Annotated in this window: 14 protein-coding genes; 6 read left to right on the forward strand and 8 right to left on the reverse strand. The window is 66.8% G+C overall.

Annotation, left to right across the window (positions count from 1 at the left end; translation table 11 throughout):
* Positions 1–97: 97 nt before the first annotated feature.
* The 3 genes from H3O04_RS03350 to H3O04_RS03360 are packed head-to-tail and all read right to left on the reverse strand — an operon-like array spanning position 98 to position 2,568.
* A complete protein-coding gene (locus H3O04_RS03350; protein ID WP_202587129.1) occupies positions 98–832 on the reverse strand; it encodes a polysaccharide deacetylase family protein in 735 nt (244 codons plus the stop codon).
* Between the two features lie 24 nt (positions 833–856).
* Positions 857–1,417 carry a hypothetical protein gene (locus H3O04_RS03355; protein WP_011548679.1) on the reverse strand — a complete coding sequence of 187 codons (561 nt, stop codon included), beginning with the start codon at positions 1,415–1,417 and terminating at the stop codon, positions 857–859.
* Complete coding sequence (locus tag H3O04_RS03360; protein WP_023474905.1) at positions 1,414–2,568, reverse strand: glycosyltransferase; 1,155 nt, start codon at positions 2,566–2,568, stop codon at positions 1,414–1,416. The genes H3O04_RS03355 and H3O04_RS03360 overlap by 4 nt, the downstream gene beginning before the upstream one ends.
* A gap of 294 nt (positions 2,569–2,862) precedes the next feature.
* Here H3O04_RS03360 and H3O04_RS03365 point away from each other — a divergent pair, with 294 nt between their 5' ends.
* The 4 genes from H3O04_RS03365 (at position 2,863) to H3O04_RS03380 (ending at position 8,673) form a co-directional block, all read left to right on the forward strand.
* Positions 2,863–3,519, forward strand: coding sequence for a TetR/AcrR family transcriptional regulator (locus H3O04_RS03365; protein ID WP_237666159.1), 657 nt, complete (start codon positions 2,863–2,865; stop codon positions 3,517–3,519).
* A gap of 350 nt (positions 3,520–3,869) precedes the next feature.
* Entirely contained in the window at positions 3,870–5,168 is a 1,299-nt protein-coding gene (locus H3O04_RS03370; protein ID WP_023474903.1) for a dicarboxylate/amino acid:cation symporter, read from the forward strand.
* A gap of 455 nt (positions 5,169–5,623) precedes the next feature.
* Positions 5,624–7,558 (forward strand): SMP-30/gluconolactonase/LRE family protein, encoded by a 1,935-nt coding sequence (locus H3O04_RS03375; protein WP_202587130.1) that lies wholly within the window; start codon positions 5,624–5,626, stop codon positions 7,556–7,558.
* 284 nt (positions 7,559–7,842) lie between these two features.
* Positions 7,843–8,673 carry a peptidylprolyl isomerase gene (locus tag H3O04_RS03380; protein WP_011548674.1) on the forward strand — a complete coding sequence of 277 codons (831 nt, stop codon included), beginning with the start codon at positions 7,843–7,845 and terminating at the stop codon, positions 8,671–8,673.
* Positions 8,674–8,704: 31 nt separating this feature from the next.
* On the opposite strand, the gene H3O04_RS03385 is transcribed toward H3O04_RS03380, so the two are convergent.
* Positions 8,705–9,142, reverse strand: a complete 438-nt coding sequence (locus H3O04_RS03385; protein WP_023474900.1) for a GNAT family N-acetyltransferase — start codon at positions 9,140–9,142, stop codon at positions 8,705–8,707.
* A gap of 42 nt (positions 9,143–9,184) precedes the next feature.
* Positions 9,185–10,141 carry a hypothetical protein gene (locus H3O04_RS03390; RefSeq protein WP_202587131.1) on the reverse strand — a complete coding sequence of 319 codons (957 nt, stop codon included), beginning with the start codon at positions 10,139–10,141 and terminating at the stop codon, positions 9,185–9,187.
* Between the two features lie 305 nt (positions 10,142–10,446).
* Between H3O04_RS03390 and H3O04_RS03395 the strand changes: the two genes are divergently transcribed.
* Complete coding sequence (locus H3O04_RS03395) at positions 10,447–11,739, forward strand: MASE1 domain-containing protein (protein ID WP_202587132.1); 1,293 nt, start codon at positions 10,447–10,449, stop codon at positions 11,737–11,739.
* A 13-nt stretch (positions 11,740–11,752) separates the two neighbouring features.
* The gene (locus H3O04_RS03400; RefSeq protein ID WP_078041182.1) at positions 11,753–12,568 is read left to right on the forward strand and encodes an alpha/beta hydrolase; all 816 of its coding nucleotides are present in this window, start codon (positions 11,753–11,755) and stop codon (positions 12,566–12,568) included.
* Positions 12,569–12,575: 7 nt separating this feature from the next.
* On the opposite strand, the gene H3O04_RS03405 is transcribed toward H3O04_RS03400, so the two are convergent.
* From H3O04_RS03405 to H3O04_RS03415, 3 genes are all read right to left on the reverse strand, one after another.
* The gene (locus H3O04_RS03405; protein ID WP_124477418.1) at positions 12,576–13,598 is read right to left on the reverse strand and encodes a MerR family transcriptional regulator; all 1,023 of its coding nucleotides are present in this window, start codon (positions 13,596–13,598) and stop codon (positions 12,576–12,578) included.
* Between the two features lie 88 nt (positions 13,599–13,686).
* Entirely contained in the window at positions 13,687–15,153 is a 1,467-nt protein-coding gene (xylB, locus tag H3O04_RS03410) for a xylulokinase (protein WP_202587133.1), read from the reverse strand.
* Complete coding sequence (locus H3O04_RS03415) at positions 15,150–16,091, reverse strand: AraC family transcriptional regulator (protein ID WP_124467244.1); 942 nt, start codon at positions 16,089–16,091, stop codon at positions 15,150–15,152. The genes xylB and H3O04_RS03415 overlap by 4 nt, the downstream gene beginning before the upstream one ends.
* Positions 16,092–16,167 lie beyond the last annotated feature (76 nt).

Here is a 16,167-nt window from a genome sequence, read left to right on the forward strand (position 1 = left end):
TGTCATTGATCTTCAATCGGTCGGAAATTGCGTCACCGAAGGCGATGGGGATTGGATCGGGGTGAGACCGGCCCGTCCAGTCGGTCTGCTCAAGCGCTTATCGGCACGCGGCCATTCGCCCCTTCATGCACTTGAACCACAGCCTCACGGCCCCGACCCCGCCCGCCACCGGGATGCGCGGCAACAGAAACGGATCGTCGGTCGCACCGGCGCATCCGCGCCGGGTCGTCGTCGCGTTGCCGTAACCGGCAGCGATGACTTGATCGCGCACGCGCGCGTCGAGATCACCGTACGGATAGCAGAACGATTCGACGCATTGCCCGCTCAGCATTTCGAGTTGCCGCTTCGATTCGGTAAGCTGAAAGTCCGAAACAGGCGCCGGCACATACGACAGCGCGACGTGATCGAGCGTATGCGAGCCGATTTCATGGCCGTGATCGCGCCACGCGAGCATGTCCTCGCAGGTCATCAGCGGCGAGCGCGTGGTCGGCGCGCCAGCATCCCAGTCGTTCGCGCCGCCGAACCGTCCGGCGACGAAGTAGCAGGTCGCGGTGAATCCGAGTGCGTCCAGCACGGGCATCGCATGCGTCAGCACGTTGAGAAAGCCGTCGTCGAACGAAATACCGAAGACCTTGCCCTGCCGCTCCCCGCGCAGGTACGGCTGCAGTTCGCGCACGCTCAGGCCGCGGTAGCCGAGCTGCCGGAACAGCGTCATCTGGCGGCGGAACGCGTCGGGGGCGACGCTCAGGCTGCGCAGCCGGTCGGTCGGCGGCGGCAGCGGGCGGATCTGGTGATACATCAGGATCGGATAGCGTGGAGTGCGCGCAAGCATCGGGCGGATCGCAGGAAAGCGGCATTACGCGGCCTTGCGGAAAATCCGCAGGGTCTTGAAGTCGCCGACCTCGGCGAAATCGGCACGAGCGGCCCATTGCGCGATGATCGGCTCGGCCTTCCGGTAGGCCGACGAGCCCTTGTAGAACAGTAGATGGCCATTGGGCGCGGTATGGCGCGCGAACAGGTCGAGCACCGCTTCGTCGGTCTTCGCGCCATAGCGGCTGTTCGCTTCGTCGCGGAATTCGCACAGATGAAACAGCGTGACGACGTCGAACGTCGGCAGCAGGTTCGAATTGCTCGTATAGATGTCGCCGAAATACGCGAGGTAGGTCTTGCTCACCTCGGGCTGCCGCGTGACGAGATCGACGTACGACTTGTATTCCTTCGGCGATGCCGTCACGCCGAAGACGGTGTTGTTCAGATGCGGCCGTGCGCATTCGACGCCGACATGGTGATGCCCGCCGGTACCGAAGTGATAGATGCGGATGCCCTTGAGGCGCACGGATTCCAGCCATTCGACGAAGTGCACGTCGCACGGACATTCCTGCGTGCGCAGGTCCCAGTACTTCTTCCAGATATTCATTGCCATTTCGTGGATCTCAAGGAGGTCACCCAGCGATAGGGGTTGTGTCGAATCGATTTGTGATAGACGGACAAGGTCGCGTCGACGAACGCGTCGAACGAGAATTCGCGCTTGCCTTTCAGCCGCGCGCTGCGCCCCATCGCACGGATGCAGCCGGGCTCCTGCACGATCGCGCGCAGGATCGCTTCGATTGCCGCGGGCTCGCGCGGCGGGACGACCCAGCCGTCCACGCCCGGTTCGACGTTTTCGGGCAGCCCGCCCACGCGCGTCACGATCGCGGGGCAGCCGAGCGACATCGCTTCGCGGCACGCATACGACAGGCTCTCGTGGTACGACAGCACGAACGACACGTCGATGATCGAGAACGGCGCCCGCACATCGTCGAGGCGCCCGGTGAACGCGGTGCGCGACGCCATGCCATGCCGCGCGAGTTGCGCGCGCTGCTCGCCGGACGGCTCCGCGCCGACCAGCAGCACGCGAAACCGCTCGCGCTCGGTTTCGGGCAGGCGGCCGAGCGCGGCGATCAGGTCCATCCAGCCTTTTTCGGGCGCGGTGCCGGCGCTGCTGCCCAGCACGATCGCATCCGCGCCGGACGTGCCGAACAGCGCGATCTTGCGGCGGCGGATCTCGTCGGCCGCGAGTCGTTCGGCAGCGGGCCGGCGCACGCCGTGCTTGACGACCGTGACGTTGCCGTACGGCGAGCGCAGCGCGAGCATGCTGGCGACGTAGTCGCTGACCGCGATCGTGTGGTCGGTGGCCAGCCGGGCGCGCAGCAGGTTGCCGAAGCTGTCGGCGCGATAGGTGTTGTGCTTGGTCAGCACGACCGCTGGCCGATACCGGCAGCCGAGCAGCGCCAGCATCACCTGCCGATGATCGGCGGACCCGTTCACGTGGATCACATCGAAGCGCTCGGCGGCGATCCGCTGGCGCAGCCTGAGAATCTCCCGGCACAGCTGGTTCCAGCGCGGCTTGAATTCCATGTCGAAGATCGCCACGCGGGGACTGTCCTTCAGCAGTCGCGACAGGCGGCTGCCTTCCGGCGACGCCACGGTCACGCGGTGATGGCGGCTCATCGCGACGGCGAGATCGCGGACGTAGGTGTCCTGGCCGCCGCCGTAATCGCCGTGGAAGTTGGTGTACAGAATGTTCATCACGATGCCACTTTTTTTATCGATCCGTCATTTAAGAGGAATACTGATGAAATGCCGGACTCGATCTGATGGAAGCCATGGCGCGAACGCGGTGCCGCGTTTCCGGCCCGGGATTGCGCGTTGACGTCGGCGCACGGCGTCAATGCGAATCATTTCCAAATATTACAGATCGTTTACGTGCCGTAGTGTCGAGGTCTGCGCATCTTTGTGAGAATGTGTCGCGATCGCTGAATCGTGTCGCCCCGGGCGTGACGATCTCTCGCGGGACCGCGACCTGCAACGGCGGCGCCGGATTTGATCCCGACAGGTACCTTCCCTATAATGCGACGATTTAGTCCGGTTATTTCGGGAAGCATGGCGCGCACACGAAACGAAAACCTTCACCAGCAACGCCGCGAGCAGATCCTCACCGCGGCCGCCCGGGTCTTCAAGGCAAAGGGGTTCCACGGCGCGCGTACGGAAGATATCTGTGCGGCGGCCGACATGAGCGCGGGCGCGGTGTTCCGGTATTTCGCCGACAAGCGCGAGATGATCGACGCGATCATCGCGGTCGAGGTCGAGCGTTATACGCAGGACTTCGATCGCATCCTCAGCAAGGACGGGTTGCGTTGGCTGGCCAACATCACGGCCGACGAACTGACCGGGATGCTGGCGCAGGGCGATGACGGCCTGGGTGTCGACAGCTGGCTCGAACTCGCGCGCGATGCCGAGCGCCGCCCCGATATCGTCGGGCTCGACCGGAAGATGCGCGCGGATCTCGCGGACTTGCTGGCGAGCGGCCAGGCCGAAGGCTGGGTCCGGCCATCGCTGGATCCGGCAGGCACGACGAACATCGTCTTCGCGATGTTCAACGGCCTGTGGCTCGACCGCAGCCTCGGCACGTCCGTCGACATGGCACGGACGGCCGCCGCGCTCGGCGATTTCTTCCGCACCTACGTACTGGTTGCCTGATGCCCGACATGGCCGGCGCGCCGCGTTGACGCATTCGCCCGCCCGCCGTGCCTTTCCGGGCAAGCTGCGTCCTACCTGATCCGCTGACATTCCCCGGCATCCGGCCGCACCGGAAGCCGGCCGGACCGCGACACCGGCCGTTTCCCGACGACATCAGGACGCAAATCAACTCGCGGGGCTTTCAGATTTGAAAGCCGGTGCACCATTTGCGTTAGAATGCCCCCCTTGTCCGTCCTGGCGACCGCCCGACGCGGACAGGTACCCGCATGGAGACACAGGTTTCGATTCGCAGCCGGACGCGAATGATCGACCCGCCGTCAGCAACATACGCCTTGTAATTTGGACCACTAATGAAGAAGAAGCACAACATTACCAAGTACATCGTTGTCGCGATGATGCTTGGTATCGCCGTGGGTTACGCCTGCCATAGCGCGTTTCCCGACCCGAAGATGGCGAAGGAAGTCGCCGGCTACGTGTCGTTGCTGTCCGATGTATTCCTGCGCTTGATCAAGATGATCATCGCGCCGCTGGTGTTCGCGACGCTGACCGTCGGCATCGCGCAGATGGGCGACGGCGGCGCGGTGGGCCGCGTGGGCGTCAAGGCGTTCGGCTGGTTCTTCATCGCGTCGTTCACGTCGCTGCTGCTCGGTCTGCTGACCGCGACGCTCCTGCAGCCTGGCAGCCACCTGAGCCTGCCGCTGCCGCCGTCCGATGCGGCGCTCAACCTGAAGACGGGCGCGTTCACGCTGAAGGATTTCGTGGTGCACCTGGTGCCGAAGTCGATCGCCGAGGCGATGGCGAACAACGAAATCCTGCAGATCGTCGTGTTCTCGATCTTCTTCGGCACCGCGCTGTCCGCGCTCGGCGAATCGGGCAAACGCCTGACCGGCGTGATCGACGATCTCGCGCAGGTGATGCTGAAGGTCACGGGGGCGGTGATGGGGTTCGCGCCGGTCGCGGTGTTCGCGGCACTCGCGTCGACGATCACGACCGAAGGGCTCGGCATCCTGCTCACGTTCGCGAAGTTCATGGCGAGCTTCTATCTGGCGCTCGCGCTGCTGTGGGCCGTGCTGACGCTGGCCGGCGTGACGTTCCTCGGCAAGCGCGCGTTCACGCTGATCCGGCTGATCCGCGAGCCGTTCCTGCTGTCGTTCGCGACGGCCAGCTCCGAGGCCGCGTATCCGAAGCTGCTGGACGCGCTCGATCGCTTCGGCGTGAACCGCAAGATCTCGAGCTTCGTGCTGCCGATCGGCTATTCGTTCAACCTCGACGGCTCGATGATGTACTGCACGTTCGCGGTGCTGTTCATCGCGCAGGTATACGGCATCCATCTGCCGCTCGGCACGCAGATCACGATGCTGCTGATGCTGATGGTGACGTCGAAGGGAATGGCCGGCGTGCCGCGCGCGTCGCTGGTCGTGATCGCGGCGACGCTCAACCAGTTCAACCTGCCCGAAGCCGGCTTGCTGCTGATCATGGGCGTCGACATGTTCCTCGACATGGGGCGCTCGGCCACCAATGCCGTCGGCAACTCGATCGCCGCGGCCGTGGTCGCGAAGTGGGAAGGGCAGCTCGACGCGCCGCGCGACGACGACGATTCGGACGGTGCGCGCGTCGCCGAGGTGAAGGTGCGGGAAACGTCGGCATGATGCGTGGCAAATGCGGCAGTGCAACGCCGCGTTGCCCGACCCGCGGCAAATGACATTCGCCGGCCCGGATTCGATACGGATTCAGGCCGGCGACGTGTTTTGGGGCAGTGGCTTTTCCCGATGTTTCCGAAATGGCATTCGCCGTTTCAATTGATCGCCGTCGAATCGGCGGCGATATTCCGGCAGGCGCTTGCCTGATTTTCCCGATTCCCGGTTCGGCGCGTAAGTGACCATTCACTGACGCGCGGCGGGCGCTCGCCAAAAGCGCGGGCGATTCGCAATTTTTTTCGATTTATATAACGCTATTCTCGCCCTGCGCATTATCGAATGCATGCCGTATGTCATACCGACTGCGCCGGATGATTCGGGGAAGAATTGACATCTCGCGGGCTTCAAGCCATCTGGCCGGCCGATCCCTCATGTGAATGACTACCCTGTTCAGGAGAGCATCCGTCATGGTCGCCAGAAAACGCATCCACGCCGCGCTCGTTGCCGCGGCGATCGCCGCATTTGCGCCCGCCACTCATTCAGCCAACACCACCGACTGGATCGCGAACACGTACGGCACGCTCGCCGCGCACGTCGGCAACGTCGCGCGCGCGATGTGGGTCGCCCCCGAAGGCGTGATCTACACGGCGTCGATGTGGGACGAGGATGAAGGCGGCGTCGCGATCTACCAGAACGGCAAGAGCATCGGCTCGATCGGCGCGCATTCGGAATTCCAGGGCAGCGCGATCACGGGCAACGCGACGTCGCTGTTCGTCGCGCTGCAGCCTGGCAAGACGTACGGCAGCGGCGCGGTGGGGCGCTACAACCGTGCGACGAAGGTTCGCGACCGCGTGATCCAGATCAGCGCGGCGACCAACCAGCCGCGCATCGACGTCGTCACTGGGCTCGCGACGGCCGGCTCGCTGCTCTATGCGAGCGACTTCTACGGCAATCGCGTGCGCGTGTTCACGACCGATGGCGTGTGGCAACGGGATATCGCCGTGTCGGCGCCGGGCGCACTCGCGGTGGACGGTGCGGGCAACGTGTGGGTCGCGCAGAAAAGCGCCGGCTCGATCGTCGGCTTCAACCCGGCCGGCGCGCTGCTCGATACGATCCGGATGCCGACCGGCTCGCATCCGTCGGCGCTGTATGTCGATGCGGCGGCCGGGCAACTGCTGGTGGGCGACGAAGGGCCAGACCAGAACATCAAGCGCTATTCGATCTCGGGCCGGCCGGCACTGGCCGGCACGTTCGGCGTGCGCGGCGGTTATCTCGACACGACGACGGGCATCAAGGGGCAGGTCGGCCCGCAACGCTTCACGCGCATCGTCGGGATCGGCAAGGACACCGGCGGCAATCTCTATGTGCTCAACAACCCGTGGGGCGGCAGCTGGGATCTCGGCCGCAACGGCGCGACCGACATTCATGCGTACGGCAGCAACGGCAACCTGCGCTGGACGCTGCAGTCGCTGAACTTCGAGGGCATCGCCGCGCCGGACCCGGTCACGGACGGCGCGCTGTTCTACGGCGCCACGCATATCTACAGCGGCAGCGCGGGCGGCAAGTTCGTCGCGAACACCGTCGATCCGTTCACGTATCCGTCGGACCCGCGGATCAACATGAACGATACGCAGCGCGACGAACACTTCGGGCTGCTCACGTCGGTCGGCGCGAACCGGATTCTCGTCGCGGCCGGCCAGAACCCGCCGGTCTTCTACTTCTATCACTTCAACGCGGCGAACGGTTACGTCGCGATTCCGGACGGCTCGATTCCGGGCCCCGCGTTCAATACCACGCAGCGCGTGACGGGCGGCTTCAGCCTCGACAGCCAGGGCGGCGTATGGGCCGGGCTCGACAAGACGGGGGCGATCACGCATTACCCGCTGACCGGCTTCGACGCGAACGGCAAGCCGTCGTGGGGGCCGGGTGTCGCGACCCGCATTCCGGCCAGCGTCGTGCCGCTGACGCGCATCGTCTATCTCGCGGACAGCGACACGATGGTGCTCGCGCAGGGCGCGATCGGCAGCAACGACTGGACGTCGATCGGCACGCGCATCGAGGTGTATCACGGCTGGCGCGCGGGCAATACGACGAAGCCGGACCCGGTGATCACGCTGCCGCACAGCGGCGCGAAATCGATCGACGCGGCGGGTAACCATCTGTTCGTCGGCTACTGGTTCAGCAGCAGCGGGCCGCTGTGGCCGAACGTCGACGCGTTCAACCTCACCACCGGCAATCTCGACACGACGCTGGTCAATGCGAGCCCCGCGACGGTCGACACCAGCAGCGCGATCGACGCGATGTACAGCATCCGCGCGTACCGCCGGTCGAACGGCGAGTACGTGGTGATGAAGAACAACGTGAAGGGGAACAGCATCACCGTGTACCGGTGGACGCCCTGACGGGCTGAAGGTGCCGAACGTGCGGCCGCGTCGGGCAGCGGCCGTACTCGCGAAGTCGTGAAAGCAATCGTGAGCATTTTCGCGGGATTGTTGCGCAATGCGCATGCAATGCACCGCGGGCACGCTGCGCGCCGCGCCGTGCCGGTCCCGCTTCCCGAACCTCCCGACGTGGAAATGCGGTTCCGTGCACAATGGCGGCGGCTCCCGCAGACGTTGTGCGGGCGTGCACGATGAACGAGCGCGGCGGTCCCTGCCGCGTTTCTTATGCTTGAAGCGACCCAACGATGAAGAAGAAAACGATCCCGAATCGCCTGTTGACGATCGTCGCGCTGGCCGGCGCACTGAGCGGCCCGGTCCATGCGCAGACGGCGGAGACGGTCGCGACCGTCAACGGCACGCCGATCACGCAGGCCGACGTCGATACGCTGCTGCGCGCGTCCGGGCAGCCCGATTCGCCGCAGATCCGCCAGGCGATCAAGAACCAGCTGATCACGCGCGTGCTGGTTCAGCAGGCAGCCGAGAAGGCGAACTATGCGGACAAGCCCGAGGTCAAGGCGGCGATGCAGCAGGCGAAGGTGACGGCCGAGGTGCAACTGTACCTGCGCGACCACGTGAAGCCGGAGCCGGTGACCGACGAGCAGGTCAAGGCGCGCTACGACGAACTGGTCGCCGCGCTCGGCAAGAACGAATACAAGCCGCGCGTGATCGTCGTCAAGGACCCGGTCGCGGCGGCGACCGTGCTGAGCGAGCTGAAGGCGGGCAAGTCGTTCGACGGGCTGGCACGCCAGTACAGCCTGGCGCCGAGCCGCGATACCGGCGGCGAGCTGCCGTGGGTGAGCTTCAACACGCCGGCGGCGGAAGGCAAGACGGCCGGGTTGCCGCTGCCGGTTGCGCAGGCGCTCGAGAAGCTGACGGTCGGCGCGACGACGAAGGATTCGATTCCGGTCGATGGCGTGCGGGCGATCGTGAAGCTGGATGCGAAGCGGCCGACGCAGGTGCCGGGTTTCGAAACCGCGAAGCCGACGCTTCAGCAGCAACTGCAGGCGATCGCGGCCGAGAAGGCGAGCGCGCAGATGATCGGCAATCTGCTGAAGGACGCGAAGATCACGCAGTAAGGGCCACGCGATGGCGTCGACATGACGCGCGTCACGCGTGCCAGACCATGCTCGCGCTCGTGTCGGTTGCCGACGCGACGCGAAAGCCGAGCCGTTCGTAGAGCCGCCGCGCCGGATTGCCGTGCAGCACGCTGAGCGACACGGGCACGCGCGCGTGCGCCGCATCGGTCAGCAATGCGTGCAGCACGGCTTCGCCGATTCCCTGGCCCTGGCGCGCGGGGAGAATCTGGATCTGATGGACGTGCCATTCGCTGGCGGCGCGTGTCACCTTCAGCAGGCCAATGGCATCGGCGCCTTCACAGACGATCATCGCGTCGTCGAAGTTCGCGCGGATGCGGCGGTCGTGCGCTTCATCGTCGGTCGGCGCGCCGACGCGCTGCAGATGCTCGGTCATCGTGAGTCGACGGAGCGTCAGCAGGAACGGGAGATCTTCCTGAGACGCAGCACGCAGATGGATCGCGGGTTTCATCAGTGATGAGAGGTTGCGTCGGGCGCGACGCTTCGGTGCGGATCACATGCCCGGCAACCGAATTTGCAGGCCGGCCGGGCGATGTTCGAGGACATCCGTGACCTCGTATTCGGTTTTTGCCCCGTCCGAAGTTTGCCACTGCTGCATACGGACATTGCACAAGAGCACGTCTCCCTTGCTGAAACTGATCTGGCTGTTGTTCACGCGCGACAGGAAGCCGGCATCGGTGATCGTCGCGTGAATCGTCGACGTGCCGTCGTACAGGCGCCACTTGTTGTCGTCCTTGAACGCGAGCGACACGATCGAGAACGCCATCTTGCGATGCTCGTCGAGCAGGAGCGAATCGGTTGGCTCCGGCGCGTGAAACCATGCGATCTCGTTGTGGGCGACCGTCTCGTATACCTCGGTATCGGTGCCGGCAGCGAAAATCTCGATGCCTTCGCGAGCGAGCGGCGCAAGCACTTGCGCGATGGCTTGGCGAACGCGGACGTCACTCAGCAGCGTGAGCACGGGCAGGTCGATTTCGAGTTCGTCACCGTCGACGTCCAGCACCGCAGTGTTGTTCTGCATCCGCACGTGCGTGATCTCGCGCCCACGCAGCCATTTGAGGACGGCGAAAAGCCCCTTCCTCGCCCTGGGCGCGGCGATGCCGAGCGCGGTCAGGATCGTCACCGCATTGGCGAGCGCCGTGCCTTCGCTGCCGCTCAGCATGTCGCGCATGCGGCCGAGCAGCGAGGTCGCGAGCGTGAAGTCGATGCCGAAGCTGCCGGTCTTGAAGCTGCCGCGCACGTTCACCTGCGGCCGGACCTGAGCGCCGCACAGTGCGCGCGTCGACGCGTCGAGCAAATCGCCGAATGCCAGCAGCGCGGGCGCGAGTTCGCGTACGTCCATCTCGGACGAATCGAGCGTGGGCCCGTCGTACGTGATGCGAAATCGGCTCATGGTGTCGAAGGGGCCGATATCGGCCGGGCCGGTACGGTTTTCATCGTGTGCGGTCATGTCGAGTGCTGGCAAGAGAGCTGGACGATACCCGAAACGAACGCTTTCGGATGCCTTTCATCGTAGGGCCGAATGACCGGCCGCAGGCGATTCTGGCCATCAGGACAAGACGACTTGCAGACATGTCCCGATAGCGCCCGGCAAGCAGCGAACTTTTCCGATACTTTCCCGGTCACAACCGCCAGCTTGCGGGGTCGCGCCGGCGCCCCGAACGGGCTGTCGCCTTCCGGTATTCCGCCGTTCCACCCGCCCGCCTATCATGCGCACATCGCTCGCACGCACGGCGCAATACACAGGGATTCTCGATGGACACCAAACGATCGCGGCCGGGGCTCGTCGCCGCGCTGCTCTGGGCGGCGCTGTATCTCGCGACCGGCTACATCTCGCACGAATTCAACGGCCCCGTCCGGCTGACGGGCTACATCTGGCTGCCAGCCGGTGTGACGGTCGGAGCATTCATGCTGCGGCCGATGCGCGAATGGCTGACGCTGGCCGGCGCATTCCTGGTCGGGCAGCTCGCGCTGTCCAGCATCGAGCACGGCAGCCTCGTCAACGCGGTGCTGTTCACGGTCGACGAGGTCGGCGCGGCCGCACTCGCGGTCTGGCTCGTGCAGCGCGTGCGCTTCTCGCTCGAAGGGCTGTATTTCCTGCGCTCGGTGATTCTGGCCGGCTTGATCGCGGGCGTCGTCGGCGCGATCGGCGGCGCGGCGTGGTACACGACGCTCAAGGGTGCGCCGTTCTTCGACGTGTGGTCGGTGTGGGCCGCGTCCGATTTCGTCGGCGTGCTGCTGGTCACGCCGGTGCTCGCGTCGTGGTCGCGCTTTCGCGCGCATCGCTCGGGCGACCACGAGCGCTTCGACCTGGTGCTCGGCATCGTCGCGTTCGCGCTGCTCGCGGTCGTCGCGCTCGTGATCTTCGACGGCGATACGTCGCGGAAATTCGGCACGGGCGCCGGCTTCGCGCTCACCTATGTGCCGCTGTTCCTGACGGTCGCGGTGACGTTGCTGCTCGGCGGCCGTGCGGGCTCGTCGTCGGTGCTGGTGCTCGCGCTGATCGTGATCGAGCAGACCGCGCAGGGCGACGGCCCGTTCGCGTCGCTCCACGAGCATTACGGAAGCGCGCTGCTCGAAGCGCAGCTCTATCTGGCGGTCGCGTCGCTGCTGGTGCTGACGGTGAGCACGCTGAAGACGACGCGCGAGCGCGTCCACGAGCACGCGGCGGTGCTGCAGAACAACATGGAGCTCGCGCTCGCGAGCGCCGGCCAGATCGCGTACGTGCTCGATCCCGAGTCGGGCCGCATCGAGTGGAGCGGCGACGTCGAGCGTGTGTTCGGTGTCGGCGTCGATGCCGCGCAGATCGCGAGCGTGCCGCTCGTGCTCGAACGCGTGCAGCCGGGCGACCGCGACGCGTTGCGCGACTACTGGAATGCGGAGATCGCGGGCGAGGACCGCGCGTCGCTGTCGCTGCGCATCGTGCTGCGCGACGGCGGCACGCGGACGATCACCGACCACGGCGCGCCATTGCTCGATTCGAACGTCGACGTGACGGTGGTGGCGGGCGTGTGGCAGATCGAACGCGTGTGGCCGGCGGACGAATGAGCGGGCACGCGTCATGACGGGCCGCACGGGCGTGCTGCTGATCCACGGGCTCGGCGGCACGCAATACGATCTCGGTTCGCTGCACAAGGCGATGCGGCGCGCGGGCGCCGACCCGCACATGATCACGCTGCCGGGGCACGGCACGCGCCCGGAGGATCTGGTCGGCGTGCGCGCGGAGGCGTGGCTCGACGCGGTGACCGAGCAGTACCGCGCGCTGGAACGCGAGTACGACACGCTGCACGTCGCGGGGATGTGCATGGGCGCGCTCGTCGCGCTGCTGCTGTGTCATCGTGTGCAGCATGCGCGCGGCCGGCTCGCGTTGCTGGCCGCGCCGGTATTCATCGATGGTTGGTCGACGCCGTGGTACCGGTCGCTGCGGCACGTGCTGTATCGCGTGCCGGGGGTGGCCGAACGAATGCGCGTGGAAGAAGGCGATCCGTTCGGCATCAAGAACGCGACGATCCGCGCGATCGTGAAGAAGAAGTTCGAGCGGCAGGACAGTTTCCACTATGCGTGGGTGCCGCTCGCGTGCGTGCGGCAGGTGGACCGGATGCGCGACTGGGTACGCGATGCCGCACCCGGCACGCCGTGCCCGACGCTCGTGCTGCATGCGCGCGAGGACGAGCTGACGAGCCTGCGCTCGGCCGATTTCCTGCTGGAGAAGCTGCCCGACGCGCGCGGGATCGTGCTGGAGAACAGCTATCACATGATCTGCGCGGACAACGATCGCGACGACGTCGCGCGGCACGTGCTCGAGTTCTTCGGCTTCGATCCCGTGCATGCGGTGAGTCCGGCGATGGCGCGGAGAATGGGGCGGCCGGCGCCGTGACGGCGGCTCACGCCGTCATCGGCCGCCGTGCAATCCGCTCGCGGACCTCAGGCGCCGCCAGGCACGTAGCCACGGCTTCATACCCCGGCGCGCCGGGGTAAGGCGCCACGCGCGCAGGCGGGCTGTGATTGGCCGGGCACAACAGGATGGTTTCGTCGGGACCGACCGCCGCGAGATCGAGGATCGCCGTCGAGCGCGTCAGCAGGAACAGCGGCCGCATGCCGGCGGCCGCGCCTTCGCGCAGATGCGCGATCAATGCCAACTGCGTGGCCCGGTCGAGGCCCTGTTCGATCATGTCGACGACGCGCACGCGCGGGCCTTGCGCTTCGAGGCTGACGAGGAGGGCCGTCAGCGCCGGCGATGGCGTCGCGCCTTTGGCGGCGAGCAACGCCGACGTGCGATCGACGCGCGACTTCAATTCCGGATCGGCGCGCAGTGCGTCGGATGCCGCGGCACAATCGTCGTCCAGCCGATCGAGACCGACGAACACCGCGCCGGGCAGCGCTTCGGCCAGCCGAAGCGCGAGCCGCGTCTTGCCGCTCCCCAGCGAACCGATGATGTAGTTCAACGGCCGGATATCGCGACACTCGAACCATTCGCCATCCCACGGCCACGGCAGGCTGAACGCGACACCGGCGCTGCCTGGGTCGACCAGCCGCGCGAGTTCTCCGTCCGTCGGCATCCGCCCCCGTGCCAGCCCGGCACGCATCGCGCGCACGCTGTCGAGCTTGCCGACGAAATCCTGAATCCCGCGATCGAGCGCCGCTTCGTGAGCGGCCAGCGCTGCGTCGAGACCGCGCGCATCGCCGTCGAGCACGCTCGCGACCTGCGCGAGACCGAGGCCGAGCTTGCGCAGCGCCGCGATGTCGGCGGCGCGTGCGAGGTCGGCCGGGCCGTACGCGCGGTATCCGGCCGGCGTGCGTTCGGGCGTGACGAGGCCGTGCCGCTCGTACAGCCGCAGTGCCTTGATCGAGACGCCGAGCCGCGCGGCGGCGGCCGATGCGTTCAAACGGGGCGTGTCGGTACCCATCCGTCACCTCTTTGCTGTCGATTCGTTGCGGTCAGCATAAAGGCGATCCCAAGGGCCGGGTCAAGCGCGATTGCGCGGCCGTTCCCGTTCAGTCGGCGGCCGCGAACTCGTCCCGCAGCGCGCGATACAACCGTCGGTAGCGCGCGAGCCGCCCCGCCAGCAGATCGACCGACGCTGCATCGGGCGCGACCGTCTCCGTGACGGGCGGCGCGACGCAGACTTCCTCCAGCGTATCGTCCGTCGCCGCCAGCCGTGCGAGCCGCGCGGCGCCGAGTGCCGCGCCGACCGCGCCGTCCGCATGGCGCTGCATCGAGAGCCCGGTCGCATTCGCGCATAGCCTTGCCCAGAACGCGCTCTTCGAGCCGCCGCCGATGAACGACACCGCGTCGAGCGTCGTGCCGGCCGCGCGCAGCGCGTCGTAGCCGTCGGCCATCGCGAACGCGACGCCTTCCATCACCGCATACGCGAGATCGTCGGCGTCGTGTTGGTTCGACAACCCGAAGAACACGCCGCGTGCATGCGCGTCGTTGTGCGGCGTGCGCTCGCCGCCGAGATACGGCAGGAACAGCGGCGCGCGGGCCGGATCGGCGCGTTCGGCGCGCGGGGCGAGCACGCCGGCGGTCGTGCCGTGCGCACGCGCGAGCCAGTCGAGGCTCGCCGCGGCCGACAGGATCACGCTCATCTGGTGCCAGCGCCCTTCGACGCAGTGGCAGAACGCGTGCACGGCGGCGTCCGGGTTCGGCGCGAAGCGGTCGTTGCCGGCGAACAGCACTCCCGACGTGCCGAGCGACAGGAAGCCGCTGCCGGCACCCGTGACGCCCATGCCGATCGCGGATGCCGCGTTGTCGCCGGCGCCGCCGGCGATCGTCACGGGCCCGTCGATGCCCCATTCGCGCCGCAGCGCGTCGCGCAATTGCGCGGCGGGCGCGTTGCCTTCGACGAGGCGCGGCATCTGCGCGCGCGACAGCTCGGTCGCGGCGAGCATCCGGTCGGACCAGTCGCGGCGCGCGCAGTCGAGCCACAACGTGCCCGACGCGTCGGACATGTCGGACACGAATTCGCCGGACAGGCGCCAGATCAGGTAGTCCTTCGGCAGCAGTACCTTGTGCACCGCGCGAAACACGGCGGGCTCGTATTTCGCGAGCCACAGCAGCTTCGGTGCGGTGAAGCCGGGCATCGCCATGTTGCCGGTGATCGCGCGCGATTCCGGCACCAGCGCTTCCAGCTCGACGCATTCGGTGCCGGCGCGCGTGTCGTTCCACAGGATCGCGGGGCGCAGCACCTGGTCCGCGCGGTCGATCAGCGTCGCGCCGTGCATCTGGCCGGACAGCGCGATGCCGCGCAGCGCGGCGAAGCCGGCCGGGTGCGCGGCGCGCACCGACGCGATCGCGTCGAGCATCGCGTGCCACCACGCCTGCGGGCTTTGTTCGGACCAGTGCGGATGCGGCCGGCTGATCGACAGCGTGGCCGCGCCGGTCGCGAGGGGGACCGATCGGGAATCGGTGAGCAGAACCTTGACCTCGGACGTGCCGAGATCGATGCCGAGGAATGTCACGTGTGAAGCGTCCTGTCTGGGGTGCGCGGCGGCGGCGGCGCGCGTCGCGCGGGCGGTGCGTCGTCGCGGCCGTGCGGTTCGTTGAGCCGGTGCAGCGCGCGGAACTTCGACGGCGGCACCTGCTTCATCGCGAGAAACTGACGGTTGAAGTTCGACAGGTTGTTGAAGCCAACCCGGTAGCAGATGTCGGTCACCGTCAGGTCGGAAAACATCAGCAGCTCGCACGCCTCGTTGATGCGCAGCCGGTTCAGGTAGCGCACGAACGACGAGCCGGTGTGACGCCGGAAAAACCGCGTGAAGGTGCTGACGCTCATGCCGGCGAACGCGGCGACGTCGGTTTCGCGCAGCATGCCGGGCAGGTTCTGCTGGAGGTACGACAGCACCTGGTTGATGGTCGACGACATGTAGTGCTGCGCGTCGCTGCGGTAGCCGGGCCCCGCGAGCACACGCCGCTCGCGGCACGACGACAGCCGGTCGAACAGCGACATCAGGATCTCGACGCGCCGGCAGCCGTGCGCGTTCGCGAGCTCGAGCATCAGCGGCGCGACCTCGACGCCCACGCGGTCGGGAAACTGCACGCCGCGCGCCGCGTCGTCGATCAGGTCGATCACCGGCTGCAGCTCGCTGAACGCGCCGACCATCTTCTCGATCGCATCGCGCGAGAATTGCAGCACGACGTCGCGCGACGGCACGCGTTCGCCGTCGGCCAGCTCGCTGACCCAGTTGTGCGGCAGGTTCGGCCCGGTGACGATCAGGTTGCCCGGGCCGAAATCGCCGATGTGGTCGCCGACGAACACCTTGCCGCGCGACGCCTGGATCAGGTGAATCTCGTACTCCGGATGGAAGTGCCACTTCGCGACCGAATGCGGATAGTCGTGGACCCACGCGCGAAACGATTCGTCGCGGTGAGTGGGAACGATCTCGAGATCCGGGTTCATCGTGTGCTCCGTCGGGGCGTGCCGGCGTGCTACGGACGGGACATCGACCAGCCCGTCGCGGCGGGCGGCGTGGCGC

Source organism: Burkholderia sp. KCJ3K979 (assembly GCF_016759955.1).
Classification (GTDB): Bacteria; Pseudomonadota; Gammaproteobacteria; order Burkholderiales; family Burkholderiaceae; genus Burkholderia; species Burkholderia orbicola.